At 65.5% G+C, this 18694-nt stretch carries 13 protein-coding genes; 4 read left to right on the top strand and 9 right to left on the bottom strand.

What is annotated here, in order from left to right; translation table 11 throughout:
* Positions 1-105: 105 nt before the first annotated feature.
* From yccS to purH, 3 genes are all read right to left on the bottom strand, one after another.
* Positions 106-2319, bottom strand: coding sequence for a YccS family putative transporter (yccS, locus tag AC1KVG_RS07635; RefSeq protein ID WP_481094007.1), 2214 nt, complete (start codon positions 2317-2319; stop codon positions 106-108).
* A gap of 244 nt (positions 2320-2563) precedes the next feature.
* Positions 2564-3859 carry a phosphoribosylamine--glycine ligase gene (purD, locus tag AC1KVG_RS07630; protein WP_481094006.1) on the bottom strand — a complete coding sequence of 432 codons (1296 nt, stop codon included), beginning with the start codon at positions 3857-3859 and terminating at the stop codon, positions 2564-2566.
* 120 nt (positions 3860-3979) lie between these two features.
* On the bottom strand, positions 3980-5563 hold the full coding sequence (purH, locus tag AC1KVG_RS07625) for a bifunctional phosphoribosylaminoimidazolecarboxamide formyltransferase/IMP cyclohydrolase (protein ID WP_481094005.1): 1584 nt from the start codon (positions 5561-5563) through the stop codon (positions 3980-3982).
* Between the two features lie 1092 nt (positions 5564-6655).
* On the opposite strand from purH, the gene AC1KVG_RS07620 reads away from it, so the two are divergent.
* Positions 6656-10954 (top strand): beta strand repeat-containing protein, encoded by a 4299-nt coding sequence (locus AC1KVG_RS07620; RefSeq protein WP_481094004.1) that lies wholly within the window; start codon positions 6656-6658, stop codon positions 10952-10954.
* A 330-nt stretch (positions 10955-11284) separates the two neighbouring features.
* Here the strand turns inward: AC1KVG_RS07620 and fis are convergent, their stop codons facing one another.
* The 3 genes from fis to AC1KVG_RS07605 form a co-directional block, all read right to left on the bottom strand.
* Positions 11285-11557, bottom strand: a complete 273-nt coding sequence (gene fis, locus AC1KVG_RS07615; protein ID WP_043908547.1) for a DNA-binding transcriptional regulator Fis — start codon at positions 11555-11557, stop codon at positions 11285-11287.
* Between the two features lie 117 nt (positions 11558-11674).
* Positions 11675-12847, bottom strand: coding sequence for a DUF3426 domain-containing protein (locus tag AC1KVG_RS07610; RefSeq protein WP_481094003.1), 1173 nt, complete (start codon positions 12845-12847; stop codon positions 11675-11677).
* A 329-nt stretch (positions 12848-13176) separates the two neighbouring features.
* Positions 13177-13554, bottom strand: a complete 378-nt coding sequence (locus tag AC1KVG_RS07605) for a helix-turn-helix domain-containing protein (protein WP_006451532.1) — start codon at positions 13552-13554, stop codon at positions 13177-13179.
* Between the two features lie 143 nt (positions 13555-13697).
* Between AC1KVG_RS07605 and AC1KVG_RS07600 the strand changes: the two genes are divergently transcribed.
* On the top strand, positions 13698-14210 hold the full coding sequence (locus tag AC1KVG_RS07600) for a hypothetical protein (protein WP_481094002.1): 513 nt from the start codon (positions 13698-13700) through the stop codon (positions 14208-14210).
* Positions 14211-14222: 12 nt separating this feature from the next.
* Here the strand turns inward: AC1KVG_RS07600 and prmA are convergent, their stop codons facing one another.
* Positions 14223-15143, bottom strand: coding sequence for a 50S ribosomal protein L11 methyltransferase (gene prmA, locus AC1KVG_RS07595; protein ID WP_180315470.1), 921 nt, complete (start codon positions 15141-15143; stop codon positions 14223-14225).
* A 433-nt stretch (positions 15144-15576) separates the two neighbouring features.
* Between prmA and AC1KVG_RS07590 the strand changes: the two genes are divergently transcribed.
* Together AC1KVG_RS07590 and AC1KVG_RS07585 are read left to right on the top strand one after the other, a co-directional pair.
* Complete coding sequence (locus AC1KVG_RS07590; protein ID WP_481094001.1) at positions 15577-16503, top strand: hypothetical protein; 927 nt, start codon at positions 15577-15579, stop codon at positions 16501-16503.
* Positions 16500-16868, top strand: coding sequence for a hypothetical protein (locus AC1KVG_RS07585; protein ID WP_006451536.1), 369 nt, complete (start codon positions 16500-16502; stop codon positions 16866-16868). Before AC1KVG_RS07590 ends, AC1KVG_RS07585 begins: the two co-directional genes overlap by 4 nt.
* Before the next feature lie 80 nt (positions 16869-16948).
* Here the strand turns inward: AC1KVG_RS07585 and accC are convergent, their stop codons facing one another.
* Both accC and AC1KVG_RS07575 read right to left on the bottom strand, forming a co-directional pair.
* On the bottom strand, positions 16949-18316 hold the full coding sequence (gene accC, locus AC1KVG_RS07580) for an acetyl-CoA carboxylase biotin carboxylase subunit (protein WP_006451537.1): 1368 nt from the start codon (positions 18314-18316) through the stop codon (positions 16949-16951).
* Positions 18306-18683 carry a four helix bundle protein gene (locus AC1KVG_RS07575; protein WP_481094000.1) on the bottom strand — a complete coding sequence of 126 codons (378 nt, stop codon included), beginning with the start codon at positions 18681-18683 and terminating at the stop codon, positions 18306-18308. Before AC1KVG_RS07575 ends, accC begins: the two co-directional genes overlap by 11 nt.
* Between the last annotated feature and the right edge of the window lie 11 nt (positions 18684-18694).

The raw sequence follows: 18694 nt of genomic DNA, 5'->3' as shown, positions 1-18694 counted from the left end.
ATCGGATGGACGTGGCCTGTGCTCGCATCGCATCGCCCGTTATCCGGCTGTCCACGTGGATGCTGCATTGGTTGCGCGGCATCCGTGCCCACAGACAAGGACGCGTTAGGCCTTGTTGATCGCCAAATGCGTTGTGTTCTCTACTGGCGCGGTGGTAACCGCCAACGCTGCAGCACGCAGCTTGGGCAACAAACGTAAGGTCAGTGCCAACTGGTCGCGCACCAGGCGCTGCTTGGGCGGTAGTTGCACGGCATGTTGTTCCAGCGCTTCGGCGGTGGCCACTTCTTCGGTCTCGTCGTGCACCGGCAACGGTTGGCGTTCGCGCAAGGCGGTGGCGATTTCGCCCAGCGCGCGCTGCAGGTAGTCGCCGGCCTGCGCGATGCTGGGGTCGTGTTCGCCATCGAGTGCGGCGCGGTGCGCGCCCAGTGCGGACAGATAGCCAAGCAAGGTGTTGGACAGCGCCAGGAAGCGGAAGCCCGCGTCTAGATTGCGCCGATAGCGGCCCGGTTCGCGCAGCATGTTGGACAAGGCCACCGACAATGCGGCATCGGCGTTGTGCATGTCGCGGCGCGCGATGCGGTAGGGCAGGTCGTCGCGCATACCGCTGGCGTATTGCTCCAGTACCTGGGTCAGATAGCGCGCGCAGCTGGCCAGCACGGTGGCCATCACCTGGTTGAGGCGGCGGCCCTGCCAGTCCGGCAGGATCAGGAACGAGGCGGCCGCGGCAATCGCGCAACCGATCAGCGTGTCGATCAGGCGCGGCCAGATCAGCACGAAACCATCGCCGAGCAAATTGAAGCAGAACAGCGCCATCACCGTGATGCCGGCGGTGGCCAGCATGTAGCGATCGGTGCGGGTGATGAAGAAGATCAGTGCGGCGGCCAGTGCCAGCAGCAATTGCACTTCGGTGCCGGGAAACAGCTGCATCAGCGCCCAGGTGGCGACCAGGCCGATCAAGGTGCCTGCGATGCGTTGCACCAGCCGCAGGCGTGTGGCGCCGTAGTTGGGCCGGCACACGAAGGCGGTGGTGAGCAGGATCCAGTAGCCGTTGTCGGCATGGATGGATTGCATGATGGCGTAGCCGACCACCAGCGCGATGGCCATGCGCAGGCCATGGCGGAACAGCACCGAGCCGGGCGTGAGTTGCTGGCCCAGGCGTGCGGCCATTTCGCGCAAGGTGTGCGGCGAGGAGTCGCGCAGACGGGTGTCGAGATTGTCGCTGGTGGAATCAGATTGCGCCGCCTCCGACAGCTTGCGTTCGATGCTCTGCAGGTTGGTGACCAGCAATTCCAGCGCGCCGAGCAAACGTGCGAGTGCCGGGTCGGCACGCGCGTGCAGGTAGTCCAGCGATTGCCGCAGGTCTTCGGTGGCCAGACGGCTGTTGTCGCCATAATCGAACGGGTGGCGCAGCCGGATCGCCTCGCCCAACGCCGCGCAGGCCTTGCCTTGCAACGCGAGCAGGCGCTGGCAGCGATACAGCACATCGCTATGGAAGAACGCATCGGTCAGCGCTTCGTAGGGATAGTGCGAGGAACTGGCGCGCTCGTGGAATTCCTGCGCCATGTAATACAGCCGGAAATACAGGCCCGATTGCACGCCCGGCCGCCCCGAGCGGCCGAAGCGGCTCATGATCGCGGTCTTGGCGGCGTTAAGCGCGCCGACCACCTTGGCGTTCTGCTCGGCCAGCGCCAGCCGGCGCGCATGCAGGTCGCTTTGCCGCACCGGTTCGAACAGATCTGCCTTGAGCTTGAGATAGCGGCCCAGTTCGAAGAACAGCCGCGACAGCCGCTCGCGTACCGGGCGGTTGGCGAACAGCAGGGTCCACAGGATCGACAGCACCCCGTACCAGGTGGCGCCGATCAGCAGCAGCGCCGCACCGTGCCAGGCGATCAGCGGATCGTGGCTGCCGTGCTGGTCCATGCCGATCATGGCGTAGATCGACAAGGCCACGGTGGCCTGCGCGATCGAGGCATAGCGCTCGCCCAGTGCGCCGAGCAGGGTCAGCGAAAACGTCGCCACCGCCATGCCGATCACGAATGCCAGCGGATACGGAAACAGCAGCACCACCGAGGCCGCAGCGGCGGCGAAACACAGCAGCGAGAGCAGCACCGATTTGATGCGGCCCAGCCAGTTGTCGTCGGTCTCGGCGATGGCGCTGGCAATGGCGCCAAGAAACAGCGCCGGCACCGCGGTGAGTTGCTGCCAGTGCCAGCACACGCCCATCGCCACTGCCAGCGCAATGAACACACGCAGGCCATAGCTGGCCTTTTCATGGGCCCACAAGCGGCTCAGGCGGGTTTCGAAGGAAGAAGTGGCCACAGTCTCTGCAAGGCAAGGTGCCTGGGCATTATTGCCGCAGGCACGCGCCATCGGTGTGGAGGGCGGCTAATTCTTTGTCAGTAGTGCCCGGCATTTGTGCGGATTGGAGCCGATTGCGCGACGACGGTGCCTGCAGCGCAGCCAAGCCGCACGTGCCTGCGCGCAGCTGTGTGAGCTGCGCGTCCGGCCAACTGCACGGGCATGTATCGCGCTTGACGACCTTGCAAGGTGTGGTTGCGAGTGCTCAGCCCTGTGCGTCGCGCTCGCGGGCGATCGCACGCCAGCCGATATCGCTGCGCTGGAAGGCGTTGGGCCAGTGGATCGGCTGCAGGCCGGCATACGCGGTGCGCTGTGCGTCCTGCACGCTGTCGCCCAAGGCGGCCACGCACAGCACGCGGCCACCGGCGCTGATCACCTGCCCGTCGGCATTCAACGCGGTGCCGGCGTGGAAGACCTTGGCGCTGGTCGGCACCTGGTCCAGGCCGGTGATGACCTCGCCGGTGATCGGGGTTTCCGGATAGGGCTTGGCCGCGATCACCACGCCCAGCGAGGGGCGCGGGTCCCACTTTGCTTGCGCGCTGTCGAGCTTGCCATCGATGGCCGCTTCGAGCAGATCGACCAGATCCGATTGCAGGCGCAGCATCACCGGCTGGGTTTCGGGGTCGCCGAAGCGCACGTTGAATTCGATCACCTTCGGTGCGCCATGCGCATCCATCATCAGCCCGGCGTACAGAAACCCGGTGAACGGCACGCCGTCGGCGATCATGCCTTGCACGGTGGGCTCGACCACCTCGCGCATCACCCGCGCGTGCACCTCGGGCGTGACCACCGGTGCCGGCGAGTACGCGCCCATGCCGCCGGTGTTGGGGCCGGTGTCGCCATCGCCGACGCGCTTGTGGTCCTGGCTGGTGGCCATCGGCAAGGCGTATTTGCCGTCGACCATCGAGATGAAGCTGGCTTCTTCGCCATCGAGAAATTCCTCGATCACCACGCGCGCGCCTGCATCGCCGAAGGCGTTGCCCGAGAGCATGTCGCGCACCGCGTCTTCGGCTTCGCTCAGCGTCATCGCCACGATCACGCCCTTGCCGGCGGCCAGACCGTCGGCCTTGACCACGATCGGTGCGCCTTTCTCGCGCACATAGGCAAGTGCTGCGTCCACTTCCGTGTGCACCGCGTAATACGCAGTCGGGATGCCATGACGCGCGAGAAAATCCTTGGCGAAGGCCTTGCTGCCTTCCAGCTGCGCGGCCTTGGCGGTCGGCCCGAAGATGCGCAGGCCGGCCGCGTGGAAGCGGTCGACCACGCCCAGCACCAGTGGCACTTCCGGGCCGACCACGGTCAGCGCGACGTCTTCGCGCTGCGCCAGTGCGAGCAAGCCATCCAGATCATCGACCTTGATCGCCACATTGCGGCACTTGGCCTCGGTGGCGGTGCCGGCATTGCCCGGCGCCACGAGGACCTCGCTCACGCGCGCGGACTGCGCGATCTTCCAGGCCAGGGCGTGTTCACGGCCGCCGGAGCCGATGACAAGGATTTTCATGTGAGTGCCGAGATTGGGGAGTCGTGATTGGGGATTTGTTGAAGCAAGGCGGAGACCGGAAACAGGAGAGACCAGAGCGACGTTGCCACTCCCGAATCCCCACTCCCGAATCCCGGCACGTCAGTGCCTGAAATGCCGCACGCCGGTAAACACCATCGCGATGCCATGCTCGTCGGCGGCGGCGATCACTTCGCCGTCGCGCATCGAGCCGCCGGGCTGGATCACCGCCTTGATGCCGGCAGCGGCGGCGGCGTCGATGCCGTCGCGGAACGGGAAGAATGCATCCGAGGCCATCACCGAGCCGGCCACCGTGAGCTTGGCTTCCTCGGCCTTGAGCGCGGCGATCTTGGCGCTGACCACGCGGCTCATCTGCCCGGCGCCCACACCGATGGTGCGGCTGTCCTTGGCATAGACAATGGCGTTGGATTTGACGTACTTGGCCACGCGCCAGGCGAACAGCAGATCGCCCAGCTCGGCCTCGCTGGGCGCGCGCTGGGTGACCACGCTCAGTTCGCCCAGCGACATGCCGCGGTTGTCGGACGATTGCATCAGCAGGCCCGAGCCGATGCGCTTGGTGTCGTAGTTGTTGAGGCCGTTGCCGTGCGGGATCTTGAGCACGCGCACATTGGCTTTTTTGGTTGCGTACTCGAGCGCGCCGGGCTCGTAGTCCGGCGCGATCAGCACCTCGACGAACTGGCGATCCAGGATGGCTTTCGCCGTCGCTGCATCGAGGGTCTTGTTGAAGGCCAGGATGCCGCCGAAGGCGCTGGTCGGGTCGGTCGCATAGGCCAGCTCATAGGCATCGCCGCAGGCCGCGCCCACCGCCACGCCGCAGGGGTTGGCGTGTTTGACGATCACGCAAGCCGGCGCATCGAACTGGCGCACGCATTCCCATGCCGCATCCGCATCCGCCAGGTTGTTGTAGCTCAGCTCCTTGCCCTGCAACTGCTGGAAGGTGGCCAAGGTGCCCGGCACCGGATACAGGTCGCGGTAGAACGCGCCGGACTGGTGCGGGTTTTCGCCGTAGCGCAGGTCCATCACCTTGATGAAATTGGAATTGATCTGCGCCGGGAACGGGCTGCGCGTAGGCACACTTTCGGCGCTATCGGCCACTGCCGAGAGATAGTTGCTGATCGCCGCGTCGTACTGCGCCACGCGGTTGAACGCAGCCACCGACAACGCAAAGCGCTTGGCCGCCGACAATTGACCGTCGTTGGCATCGAGTTCGGCCAGCAACTCGGCGTACTGCGCCGGGTCGGTGGCCACCGCCACGCGGGCGAAGTTCTTCGCCGCCGAGCGCAGCATTGCCGGGCCGCCGATGTCGATGTTTTCCACCGCATCGGCCAGTGTGCAATCGGCCTTGGCGGTCACCGACTCGAACGGATACAGGTTCAGCACCAGCAGGTCGATCGGCACGATGCCGTGTGCGGCCATCACCGCTTCATCGATGCCGGCGCGGCCGAGCAGGCCGCCGTGCACCAGCGGGTGCAGGGTCTTGACGCGGCCGTCCATCATCTCCGGGAAACCGGTCAGATCGGCGACGTCGGTGACCGGCAAACCGGCCTCGCGGATCGCCTTGGCGGTGCCGCCGGTGGACAGCAGCGCGACGTGACGCGCCACCAGCGCGCGGGCCAGGTCGATCAGGCCGGTCTTGTCGGAAACGGAGAGCAGGGCCCGGCGCACGGGCAGGAAATCAGAGGCCATCGGTGGGGGATGTCATTGCGGGGCAGCCGATATTGTAGGCCGCGACAGCGCGCGATGGGCTCAACACCTTCGCGATCGCCTTGATCTGCGTGCTGGCGGCGAGCTTCCAGGCGCTGCTACACGGACGCAGGGTTGGTGGGCGCTAGAGCGCAACGGGCATCTGGCGACAGCAGGTGACGACCACGTGCCGCTCGGTCGAGTTGTTCGGTCGCCAGACATGATCACGCAGGCGTCGGCGAAGCGATCGCTCCACCCAAGGCTGTCTGGCACTCGGCGAGATACCGGCAATCGAACGGCCACCTGCGGTGGTGTCGTGTGCTGACTGCAGCTGATGTCAGTCATGGCAGCGCGCTGACGGCTTGCCGTAAATGCGGCAGCCGCCGCGCATGACCGACCCGGCAGGGACGAAGTGCGCGCTGATGCAGGAGATAAAGTCCGCGTCACAAACGCCAAATGACGGAGCGCACATCCGAAAAGCGACATTCGACCATCGGGTTTAAATTGATTTAGTGAGCCAATTCACCAATAAATCAGGCGTTAATCACGAAAATATGCCGCTGTAAAAAATCAGTGGGCTGCTGGGTTACTCGAAAGCGAGCGATTCGCCGAATGACATAATCAACACCAGTTCGCATATTTAGAAAAAAAGTTGGAAATCTCGGCGCAATGTGCGTTTCGCGCTTCGGTATCGGAAACATGTTTTCTGCTGCGGCGACATCTGCCACGTGCTGCTGAATCACGATCTGGACTCGCTGATCTGTTGAGTTCCCTAACGTTCAAAGGCAACGACGCTGTCGGCGAGGCGTCCACCACTACTTGCTGCAAGGGCTGCCGCGCAGGAGCCAGCCTTGCCCTCACCCCTAGCTGCGTCTTGCCGTCACGGCGATCCATGACCCTGCGATTCAAGCAAGACACCCCAGCGCACTTCGCGCCCTAGGGCGCTCCCGAAGGACCACCATTGCCGTTCCGACGCAGTCCTTGCCAGCGGGAGGATGCGTTTCGCCCGCATGGGCGACGCTCCCATCTTTCTATCGGCGATGGCATGAACCTGACTTGCGCGGCTGTTTTAGAAAATTCAGATGAGATTATCTTATGAATCGTGAAAAAGTTTTGGCATTACGCACATGCACAAACAACATGTCCGATCATTGCGGATTGATCTGGCCGAAAAGCGGTCCGGTCGAATGCAGGCATTGGCAGCCTAGCGTCAAGCAGGAAAATGGCTTGACCGGTTTGTTGTGGGGGCAGGGAACCAATGCGCATCTGAACATGCATGCCGATGCGCACTGGGTGGTGTGCATGGTGGAGACCGCCGATATCATCTGGTTGGGCGAAGAGGGAATGATCAAGTTCCCCAAGGCCGACGTGGTCTACGCCGGTAACCGTGCGGGCGCGATGAGCTGCATCGCCGCCGGCATCGAGCAACACGCGCCACCCAAACCCGACTTGCCTGTCGACACCGTCATGGCTGCGGAATTCACGCCCAAGGCACCGCACGCGCAGTTCACCGCGCCGGCTGTTGAAAGCGGTCCGCATTCCACCGCGCCACTTCCATCACCGCCTAACGGCACCGACCCACAAGCCGCGCAGCTGTCAAATGCGATCCTTCGCACACGCGAAATCGCCACCTATGGCAGCACGCTCACCGGCGCCGATCAGAGTCAGCTGATCGCAGGCTATGGAAGTACCGAGACCGCGGGTAACGGCAGTGAGTTGATCGCCGGCTATGGCAGCACCGGCGTGGCCGGATCCGACAGCACCATCGTGGCCGGCTATGGCAGTTCCCAGACCGCCGGCGGGGGCAGCACGCTCACTGCCGGCTATGGCAGCACCCAGACCGCTCGCCAGGGCAGCGAGCTGACGGCAGGTTACGGCAGTACCGAAACTGCCGGTGCCGACAGCTCGCTGATCGCCGGCTATGGCAGCACGCAAACCTCCGGCGGCGACAGCTCGTTGACTGCCGGCTACGGCAGCACCCAAACCGCGCAGAACGGCAGCGACCTCACCGCAGGCTACGGCAGCACCAGCACGGCGGGCACCGATAGCTCGCTGATCGCCGGCTACGGCAGCACCCAGACCTCGGGTGGAGAAAGCTCACTCACTGCCGGCTATGGCAGCACGCAGACAGCGCAGGACGGCAGTGACCTCACCGCCGGCTACGGCAGCACGGGCACCGCCGGTGCCGATAGCTCCCTGATCGCCGGTTATGGCAGTACGCAGACATCGGGCAACGACAGCTCGCTGACGGCAGGCTATGGCAGCACGCAAACCGCCCGTACCGGCAGCGACCTCACTGCGGGTTACGGCAGCACCTCCACCGCCGGTGCCGACAGCACGCTGATCGCCGGCTATGGCAGCACCCAGACCTCCGGCGGGGACAGTTCGCTCACTGCAGGCTACGGCAGTACGCAAACCGCGCGCAAAGGCAGCGATCTGACCGCCGGCTATGGCAGCACCGCAACCGCCGGTGCAGATAGCACCTTGATTGCCGGTTATGGCAGCACCCAGACCTCCGGTGGCGACAGTTCGCTGACCGCCGGCTACGGCAGCACGCAGACCGCCCGCAAAGGCAGCGATCTGACCGCCGGCTACGGCAGTACCTCGACGGCCGGTGGTGACAGCACCTTGATTGCCGGTTACGGCAGCACGCAAACCTCTGGTGGCGACAGTTCGCTGACTGCCGGCTACGGCAGCACGCAGACCGCCCGCAAAGGCAGCGATCTGACCGCCGGCTACGGCAGTACCTCGACGGCCGGTGGTGACAGCACCTTGATTGCCGGTTACGGCAGCACGCAAACCTCTGGTGGCGACAGTTCGCTGACCGCCGGCTACGGCAGCACGCAGACCGCACGCAGCGGCAGCGACCTGACAACCGGCTATGGCAGCACCTCCACTGCCGGCGCCGACAGCACCTTGGTTGCAGGCTACGGCAGCACGCAAACCGCTGGTGGCGAAAGTTCGCTCACCGCCGGCTATGGCAGCACGCAAACCGCACGCAAGGGCAGCGATCTCACCACCGGCTACGGCAGCACCTCCACAGCCGGCGCCGACAGCACCTTGATCGCCGGTTATGGCAGCACGCAGACCTCCGGCGGCGAAAGCTCGCTGACTGCCGGTTATGGAAGCACCCAGACGGCGCGCAGCGGTAGTGACCTGACCACCGGCTACGGCAGTACCTCCACGGCCGGCGCCGACAGTACCTTGATTGCCGGTTACGGCAGCACCCAGACATCGGGCGGCGACAGCTCGCTCACTGCGGGCTACGGCAGCACGCAAACCGCGCGCAAGGGCAGCGACCTCACCACTGGCTACGGCAGCACCTCCACGGCGGGCGCCGACAGCACCTTGATTGCAGGGTACGGAAGTACCCAGACCTCCGGCGGGGAAAGTTCGCTCACTGCAGGCTATGGCAGCACGCAAACGGCGCGCAAAGGCAGCGACCTCACCACCGGCTATGGCAGCACGTCGACCGCCGGTGCCGACAGCACGCTGATCGCCGGTTATGGCAGCACCCAGACCTCCGGGGGCGACAGCTCGCTCACTGCCGGCTACGGCAGCACGCAAACCGCACGTAAGGGCAGTGACCTCACCACCGGCTATGGCAGCACGTCGACTGCCGGTGCCGACAGCACGCTGATCGCCGGCTATGGCAGCACCCAGACCTCCGGGGGCGACAGCTCGCTCACTGCCGGCTATGGCAGTACGCAAACTGCACGTAAGGGCAGTGACCTCACCGCCGGTTACGGCAGCACCTCAACCGCGGGTTCTGACAGTTCGCTGATCGCCGGCTATGGCAGCACGCAGACGGCCGGCTTCAAAAGCATCCTGACCACCGGCTACGGCAGCACCCAGACCGCGCAAGAAGGCAGCATGCTCACTGCCGGCTATGGCAGTTCGTCCACTGCCGGCTCCGACAGCTCGCTGATCGCCGGCTACGGCAGCACCCAGACCGCCGGCTTCAAAAGCATTCTCACCGCCGGCTACGGCAGCACCCAGACCGCGCAGGAGCGCAGCACGCTCACCACCGGTTACGGCAGTACATCGACCGCCGGCCACGACAGTACGCTGATTGCCGGCTATGGCAGTACCCAGACCGCCGGTTACAAGAGCATTCTCACCACCGGCTATGGCAGCACCCAGACCGCGCAGGAAAGCAGTTCGCTAATCGCCGGCTACGGCAGTACGTCCACCGCCAGCTTCCAGAGTTCGTTGATTGCCGGCTATGGCAGCACGCAGACGGCCGGCTACGAAAGTACCTTGACCGCTGGCTACGGCAGCACCCAGACGGCGCAGGAAATCAGTTGGCTCACCACCGGCTACGGCAGCACGCAAACGGCCGGCCATGGCAGCATCCTGACCGCCGGTTACGGCAGCAATTCCACCGCAGGTTACGAAAGCACCCTGATCGCGGGGTATGGCAGCACCCAGACCGCCGGTTACGAAAGCACCCTGACCGCCGGTTATGGCAGCACCCTGACCGCGCTGGAAAACAGCTCGCTGACCGCCGGCTACGGCAGTACCGAAATCGCCGGGTTTTCCAGCACGCTGATCGCCGGCTACGGCAGCAGCCAGACCGCCGGTGGCGACAGCACGCTGACCGCTGGCTACGGCAGCACTCTGATGGCGCTGGACAACAGCACGCTGACGGCAGGCTACGGCAGCACCGAGACCGCAGGACAGGACAGCTCGCTGATCGCCGGTTATGGCAGCACCTTGACCAGTGGCGTGCGCAGCTATCTGACCGCTGGCTATGGCAGCAACCAGATCGCAAGCTACGGAAGCTCGTTGATCGCAGGACACGAAAGTACCCAGATTGCCGGTCATCGCAGCATGTTGATCGCCGGCAAGCTGAGTTCGCAGACGGCGGGCTCGCGCAGCACGCTGATCGCCGGCAGGGGCAGCATCCAGACCGCAGGCGACCGCAGCAAGCTGATCGCCGGCGCCGACAGCACCCAGATCGCCGGCGATCGCAGCAAGTTGCTGGCCGGCAGCAACAGCTTCCTCACCGCCGGGGACCGCAGCAAACTCACCGCAGGCGACGATTGCACGCTGATGGCAGGCGACCGCAGCAAGTTGACCGCCGGCAAGAACAGCATCCTGACCGCGGGCGCCAACAGCCGATTGATCGGTAGCCTGGGCTCCACCCTCACCGGTGGCGAAGACTCGGTGCTGATCTTCCGATGCTGGGACGGCAAGCGCTATACCAACATCATTGCCAAGACCGGCGAGGAGGGCGTCGAGGCCGACACCGCCTATCAGGTCGACGACGACAAGAACGTGGTCGAAAAATTCGACGATCCGTTCGACACGATCGACACCATCGTGCTCGAGCATGGCGGCGGGCCGGCGTCTGCAGCCGATCACGCGCCTGATGCGCATGCACCCCACTGAGCAAGCAACGCACGCAGGCGATCTGCGGCGTTGATCAGCGGCTGCGGCCAACTGCCCGATGAGCGGCAGTTGGCCTGATCTGCTCAAACACGCATTGCGGTGACCCCGATGACTGCCGCCCGCCTGGCGTCGCCAGTCCCTGGAGCGGGTCACGAAGAGTGAAACGCGCATGTCGGCCCTGGATCCGCATCGGCAGAGCGAGGCATCCAGAAGACGCTCCATGCATCAGCGCGCAGAGCGGCTTGGCTCCGTCAACCACGGCAGTGGAGCGCACTGAACAGCCAGCGACGCAGCACCGCGCTTACGATTCCCTAATCCCTAATCCCGGCGTTAGGTCAGCCCGTATTCTTTCAGCTTCTTGCGCAACGTCGCCCGATGGATGCCCAGCATCGCCGCGGCGCGGCTCTGGTTGCCTTCACAGTGGTTGAGCACTTCGACGAACAACGGGATCTCCATCTCGCGCAGCACGATTTCATACACATCATCGGCGTCGCTGCCGTCCAGGTCGCGCAGATAACGGCGGACGGACTGGGCCACGTGTTCGCGCAGCGGCGACTTCGGGGCGCCACGACTGGTGTCAGGACGAGCGGGGGCTGCGTTCAAAGGAGGTTTCCCAGTGTCACGAAGCCGGGATGCGTGGCCGGCGAGGGGGAGTGAGTCTAGCGCGTGACCTCATCGCTCGCCACGCCCGTGTGGCCATCGGTGGCCGGTCGCGTCCGTTCAACGGAAATCGAAACTGAAGGCGGCGGTGCTGGCGGCCGGTTCGCGCACGCGAAACGCCACCTGCACCGCCTGGCCTGGCGCGAGCGTGTCCTGCGCGCCCGGGCGTTGGCCCAGATACTCCTGCGGCGCCAGCACGCGCGTGCCGATCACCCGGCCGTCGGCATCCGACAGCGACAGCTGCAGCCACGGCCAGGCCTGCGCCCAACGCGCGTCGTTGCGGAAGCTGGCCTGGATCTGCAGCACGCCGGGGTTGGTGGGCAGCGGCCGCACGTCGCGGTTGAGCAGGGTCAGCGCGGCCGGTTCGCGCCAGGCCGGTAACGTGCACCGCAGCACCTCGCAGGCCGCGCCGACCAGCGGCCGCCAGCGCGCGTCCGCGGCCAGGTGCGCGCGGTCGGCGATGACGATCTGCAGCGCTAACAAACCGACCAAGCCGATCAACAGCGCCCATTGCCGCCCGCTGGCGCGCAGACGCGGCCGGGTGAAGCCGCGGCGGGCGAAGGCGGGCGCGGGTTGGGCTGCGGCTGGGAGTGGTTGGAAGTGTGCGGCGGTGGTGGTGCCGGCGTGGCCCGCATTGCTGAGGGTTGCCTTGGTGGCTGGTTGCGGAGCGGTCTCGGATGCCGGGGCGGCGGCGGTGTCGGGTGTGGTATCGCGATCGACATCGAAATTGAGATGTTGATCGGCATCGGCATCGGCATCGAGATCGGTCTCCCGGCCTGCGTCCGCGATGCTGCCGACAACTGCGCCAGTCGAATGCGTGCCGGCGTAACTAGAGATCGCATCGCGGTTGTCATCAGCGCCGAGCGTTGTGTCTTCCTCGGTATCGCCGGGGACGTCGCGCGTGCTGGAGGTGTTCCACCCCAATCGATCCGGATTGGCGTTGCCTGCTGCAGTTTGGCGGTCATCGCTGCGTGGGGTGGTGGTGGCCGCGCGTGCCGTGTCGGCGCGCGGCGCTGTCACCAGCGGCGCCACCGGCGGTGGAACGACCGCGGCCTGCGGCGCGGCGGCCGGCTCTGCCAATGGCGCGGGCGGCAACTGGCGCGTCGGTACCGGCAGCGGCTGCTCGGGCGGCTCGGCAGGTGGCACGGCCGGCGTGGGAATCAGCGATGGGGCAGCCGGCGTCGCACGCAGGAACGTGGCCAGGGGGCGGCGCGGTGGCGGAGTCTCGGACATCGGCAGACGTGCAGCGGGAAGACCCCTATTCAACCACGCGCACGCCAATGGGCGAACCGGAGTGCTTCAGCAGGTGTGCCTTGCATGAAGCGCGCGCGGCAGTGGCGTTGACTGCATCTTCGCAACACCTCTGGCTGCGGCGGACACGCGCCAAGGCGCGGCAGCAGCAGACCAGGCGGGCTCAGAGCGAGCTCCCAATGCGAATCTCGAATCGCAGCGTCAACACTCAGCGGTCCTTGTCGGCATGGCTTGCCTGGTCAAACGCAGACAAGCAAGCTCGTCCCGATTCCCGATTCCCGATTCCCGATTCCCGATTCCCGATTCCCGAATCACCGCCGCCGACGCGTCTTGGTCTCGGCCAGCAATAGATCGAGCAAGCCACTGCGCTGACGCGGTGCCAGCGTATCGAAGCGCGACAGCAGTACGCGCTGCTGGTCGTCCAGGCGACGGTATTGGGCGGGTTCTTCGGCGATCGCCGAGACCGGCGGGCCGAATGTCCGCTCGCCGCGCCCGGTGGCCAGGTATTCGAACGCCATGCCACTGCGCTTGGCCAGGCCGATCAGATTCTCCACCGAAGGCGCGGTGCCTTCGGCCATTTCCCATTGAGCGACGGCGCTGCGGGTGACCCCCAGTTCGCCGGCCAGGGCTTCCTGGGTCAGCTTGGTGAAGCTGCGGGCTTCGCGTACTCGCTCGTACAGCTTGCTCACACGGCACCGATGAATGGCAGACAGGGCCGGGAGATATAGCTCTAGCAGCGCCGGGGGATAGTTCGTATAACTTTCATATCGCCATATGTTTGCGATACTGTCTACGTGTCGATGACGACGACATCACAGCGAACTCAAGGAAGGTGTTCATGGTCGAGCCAGCCGCTCCCAAATCCGATCCAGCGCGACGGGATTCAGCACCGTCGGCACCACCTGAGGTGGCGCCCTGGCCTGCGCATTCGCCATTGGATCCCGCTGTTGCGCACTTTCGCGGCGCGCCGTGTTACCAGATCTGGCAGCGCGGTGCGCACTGGACGGCAGTGCGCGAAGGCGTGCATTGGTCGGCCGGACTGGCGCCGCGCGCGTGGGCGCTGCGCTACCGGCAATGGCGGTTGCTGGCGCTGGGCCTGTCGATCGTGGGCCTGGCTGGCGGCCTGGCCATGATCGGTGCACAGGCGTGGGTATCGTCCATTGCCTGGGCGGTGGTGTTGCTGGCCGACGCATTACTCCGCGTGCGCGTGGCCAGACACGCCGGGCGCTGGCGCAACGAAGCGCTGCAGCGCGATGGTTGGCAGGCCGTGACCCGGTTGCGCGCGATCAGCGTTGCCGACGCGTTGACCACCGCGCAGATCCGCGCCGGCCGGCCCCCGCGGTAAACCCGGGATGCGTCAGGCGCGGCGGATGCCGTCGATGCGCATCCAGTCTTCGTCGCGTTCGCAGCGCAGTTGCTCGAACCACGGCGCGTAGCGTTGCAGCAGCTCGTCTTCCTGGCCGTGCAGGATGCCTGACAGTGCGATCCGTCCGCCGGGTGCCACGCGCGCGGCCAGGGTCTCGGCCAGGGTATCCAGCGCCGAGGCCAGGATATTGGCGACCACCACCGGGTAGGTCTGCACCGGCTCGTCCTGTGGCAGATACACCGCCAACTGCGCTTGCACGGCGTTGCGCTCGGCATTGTCGGCGGTGGCAAGGACCGCCTGCGGGTCGTAGTCCACGCCCACCGCGCTGGCGGCACCCAGCTTCAGCGCGGCGACGGCCAGAATGCCCGAGCCGCAGCCGAAATCGAGCACGCGGCGGCCCTGCAGTTCGCCGCTGCCGGCCAGGCTGTCCAGCCAGCGCAGACACAGCGCGGTGGTCTGGTGCGTGCCCGAGCCGAAGGCCAGGCCCGGATCCAGCCGCACCACCGCAGCGTCGGGCGCTTGCGCGGCCTCGGGCAGGTCGTGATTCCAGGGCACGATGAAGGTGCGCGCGCCGAACTGCATTGGCTTGAACTGATCCATCCAGGCGCGTTCCCAATCGGTGTCTTCGACCGTGCGGAATCCGACCTGGCTCCAGTCCAGCCCGGGATCGAACGCCTCCAGTGCAGCGAGCAGCACCAGCGCATCGCTGTCGCCGTCGAACAGCGCGTTCAGCACAATCGTGTTCCACATCGGCGTTTCGCCAACGCCGGGTTCGAGAATGGCGCGCTCGTTGCTGGTATCGGCATTGGCGTCGAGCAGGGTCACCGCCAGCGCGCCGATATCGTCCAGCGCATTCTGGTAACGGGGCTGGGTGGCATCGGAGCAGGGCAGGGTCAGTTCAAGAAACGGCATCGTGGCAGTTGGGCAATTCGAAAGCGTGCATCGTAGACCATTCGTGCAGGCGGGCTCTTGCGCGAAGCTGCGGAAGGGGCGGTCTGGGCAATCGGTGCGCAATGACGATGCGGAGGTTGAAGATCGATGTCGAGACGTGGCAGCGGCATCGACGAGGCAGCGCATCAAGCGCCGGTGGTGCGGTGCTCGGCGCTTCAGTGCATTCGGCGGCGCGTGTCCTGCTGCAGGGCGTGCCGCACGCTTGCGTCTCGGCAACCAAATCGCCACGGCGCGTCACTCACTTCAAACTCGCGCGCAGACCATCATTCCATGCATTGCCCTTCCCGCAGTTTGCGCAGGCAGCGCCCGCTTGCGCACCGCGGCGTGCGAAAGGCGGGTGCTAGACTCCGCGCCGTCGCTGCGGGGCTTTCCCGCGCCAGGGTCGCTGCCGTTCATGCCGCTTGCTCGTGCCCGCCATCTTTGGTTGTTGCTCGCACCTGCTGCGCTGGCAGCGGCAGCGTGGTGGCATGTGCGTGCGCAACCGACCGAGTCGCCCGCTGCAGCGATAGCGGCCCCGGCAAGCAGCACGCAGGCAAGCTTGTTTGCGCCAGCGCTACACGCGCCTGCCGAACGCAGCACCGCCTTGCAGTTGCCCTATCGCGATACCGTGGATGCGCAAACGGATCTGTATCGCTACGCGCAGCAATTGCAGCAGCAGGTGCGTGCCGGCGATGCGCAGGCCGGTTGGCGCTTGAGCCGGGTCTACGACTACTGCGCGCCGTACGCGGCCAGCCCGGCCGGCTACGCTGCCGACAGCGAATGGATCGCCGCGCAACACACCCCCGGCGTGGTGGCGATGCACGCGGCACGCGAGCGCGTGGCGCAGCGTTGCGCAGGCTTTGCGCCCAGCGATGGCGTGAGCCCGCAGTTGGTTGCGCAGCAACGTCAGGCCGCCGCGCGCGCCGGCAACCTGGCTGCCGAGGCGGCATTGCTTGCGCTGGGCGAGCCCTTGCAGACATCGCCGACCTACAAGCGCGCGCTGGTGCAGCGCGTGCTGGTCTCGCGCGACCCGGAAGCCTATCTGGCGCTTGCCCCGGCCATGGGTGCGCGTGCCAGTGGCGACGACAGTCTGCAGGGCTATGTGGCCGGCGATCAGTTCGCCGAACTGGCCTGGCAGGTCGCTGCATGCCGGCTGGGCCTGGATTGCAGCGCCGAAAGCACCTTGGTTACCAGTTATTGCGCCAACGCGGGCATCTGCTCGCGCGATAGCGCACAGGATTTTGTGTCATTCGTATTCGACGCCGCGGTGCCGCGGCAGGGAGCAGACAGGGTGGATGAGATGGTCGATACACTGGTGTCCGAGCCGGGAGCGCAGTCATGAATTACCGTCGGTTGGCGCATGGCGCCAAGTTCTGGTTCTGGGTCGCGTTGTTCGTGGCGTATTCGGCAGCGGCCGTTGGCATCGTGATGATCGATACCGCCGATCACCGTTACCAGCCGCTGTCGGTCAAGTCGACCACGGTCACTGCCGACGAACAGCAGCGACGGCATGGCGCCAGCCAGGTGGCAGCGGTGTATCGCGCCAGCAGCGCGATGCCGTTTTCGGCATTGCCGGCCGGGGCGACCTTCCAGGTGGTGTGGCCGGATGGGTCCACCGAAACCATGACCGTGGTCGACCCGTCCTCGTCCAGCGGCATCGTGCCGGTGCCGGGTAGCCAGCAGCCGGCGGCGCCGCGGCGTGAGTGATGCGCGGTGTCTGTGCGTCAACAGCGTGAACTACGAAAAAGCCCGGTTTCCCGGGCTTTTTCGTTATCTGCGTGCGTCGATCAAACCAGCGCGATCGACTTGTTCTTGCGCTCGGCCAGACGCTTTTCCAGATAGTGGATGTTCTGCCCACCGGCCTGGAAGCCCTTGTCGCGCATGATGCGCTGCTGCAGCGGGATGTTGGTCTTGATGCCGTCCACCACCATCTCGCTCAGCGCCACGCGCATGCGCGCGATCGCGGTTTCGCGATCCGGGCCGTGCACGATCAACTTGCCGATCATCGAGTCGTAATTGGGCGGCACCTTGTAGCCGGCGTAGATGTGCGTATCCACGCGCACACCCGGGCCACCGGGCGGATGGAACGCGGTGATCAGACCCGGGTTGGGCATGAAGGTTTCCGGGTCCTCGGCATTGATGCGGCATTCGATCGCATGCCCGCGCAGCACGATGTCGCTCTGTTTGATGGTCAGCTTCTGCCCGGCGGCAATGCGCAATTGCTCGCAGACCAGATCGATGCCGGTAATGCGCTCGGTGACCGGATGCTCCACCTGGATGCGCGTGTTCATTTCGATGAAGTAAAAACGCCCGTCTTCGAACAGGAATTCGAAGGTGCCGGCGCCGCGGTAGCCGATGCGGATGCAGGCATCCACGCAGACCTTGCCGATCTCGTTGCGCAGTTCTTCGGTGATGCCCGGTGCCGGCGCTTCTTCCACCACTTTCTGGTGGCGGCGCTGCATCGAGCAATCGCGTTCGCCCAGATGGATCGCACCGCCCTGGCCATCGGCAAGCACCTGGATTTCCACGTGACGCGGATTTTCCAGGAACTTCTCCATGTAGACCTGATCGTTGCTGAAAGCGGCCTTGGCTTCGGACTTGGTGGTTTCGATGGCGGCCTTCAACGCGGCCTCCGAATGCACCACGCGCATGCCGCGCCCACCGCCGCCGCCGGCGGCCTTGATGATCACCGGGTAGCCGATCTCGCGCGCCACCTTGGTGTTGGCGACGATGTCATCGCCCAGCGGGCCGCCCGAACCGGGCACGCATGGCACACCGGCGGCCTTCATTGCGCGGATCGCTTCCACCTTGTCGCCCATCAGGCGAATGGTGTCGGCCCTGGGGCCGATGAAGATGAAGCCGGATTCTTCCACGCGCTCGGCAAAGTCGGCGTTTTCCGACAGGAAGCCGTAGCCGGGATGGATGGCCTGCGCATCGGTGACCTCGGCCGCGGCGATCAACGCCGGGATATTGAGGTAACTGTCGCTGGAGGCCGCCGGGCCGATACACACCGACTCGTCGGCCATGGCCACGTGCTTGAGGTTGCGGTCGACCGTGGAATGCACCGCGACCGTGCGGATGCCGAGCGTGTGGCACGCGCGCAGGATGCGCAGCGCGATTTCACCTCGGTTGGCGATGACGATTTTATCGAGCATGGGATTCGGGATTCGAGAGGGGGGATTCGTAGAGGGCGCCGGGCTCGCGCAGATGTCGCGATTCGTCCAGCGTGCGGATCAATGCATTGAGCCTGGCAAACGTGCGATTCAAGAGATCCAGAGTTGCCGTATCGGGCGAACCGAACTGCAGCCGTGTTGCGATCTGCAGCTGCGTGTCCAGTTCCGCCAGCGAACCCCGCGCTATCGACAGATAACGCAGGTAGTCAGCGGTAGAGCGCCGCGCGGCACCTTCGGCGATGTTGGAAGGCACGCTGATCGCCGCGCGCCGCATCTGTGCCGTCAGTCCGAAGCGTTCGGAATCAGGAAAGTCGTGGCTCAGACGGTAGATCGCTTCGACAAGCGACATCGCATCGCGCC

Source organism: Xanthomonas sp. NCPPB 3959 (assembly GCF_056675575.1).
This window is presented reverse-complemented; position numbering and strand designations above follow the sequence as displayed.

Bases quoted from the DNA above. Each gene is read 5' to 3' on its own strand.
- purD (WP_481094006.1), bottom strand. From the start codon at position 3,859: ATGAAAATCCTTGTCATCGGCTCCGGCGGCCGTGAACACGCCCTGGCC.
- purH (WP_481094005.1), bottom strand. From the start codon at position 5,563: ATGGCCTCTGATTTCCTGCCCGTGCGCCGGGCCCTGCTCTCCGTTTCC.
- AC1KVG_RS07620 (WP_481094004.1), top strand. From the start codon at position 6,656: ATGAATCGTGAAAAAGTTTTGGCATTACGCACATGCACAAACAACATG.
- AC1KVG_RS07610 (WP_481094003.1), bottom strand. From the start codon at position 12,847: ATGTCCGAGACTCCGCCACCGCGCCGCCCCCTGGCCACGTTCCTGCGT.
- prmA (WP_180315470.1), bottom strand. From the start codon at position 15,143: ATGCCGTTTCTTGAACTGACCCTGCCCTGCTCCGATGCCACCCAGCCC.
- AC1KVG_RS07590 (WP_481094001.1), top strand. From the start codon at position 15,577: ATGCCGCTTGCTCGTGCCCGCCATCTTTGGTTGTTGCTCGCACCTGCT.
- AC1KVG_RS07585 (WP_006451536.1), top strand. From the start codon at position 16,500: ATGAATTACCGTCGGTTGGCGCATGGCGCCAAGTTCTGGTTCTGGGTC.
- accC (WP_006451537.1), bottom strand. From the start codon at position 18,316: ATGCTCGATAAAATCGTCATCGCCAACCGAGGTGAAATCGCGCTGCGC.
- AC1KVG_RS07575 (WP_481094000.1), bottom strand. From the start codon at position 18,683: ATGTCGCTTGTCGAAGCGATCTACCGTCTGAGCCACGACTTTCCTGAT.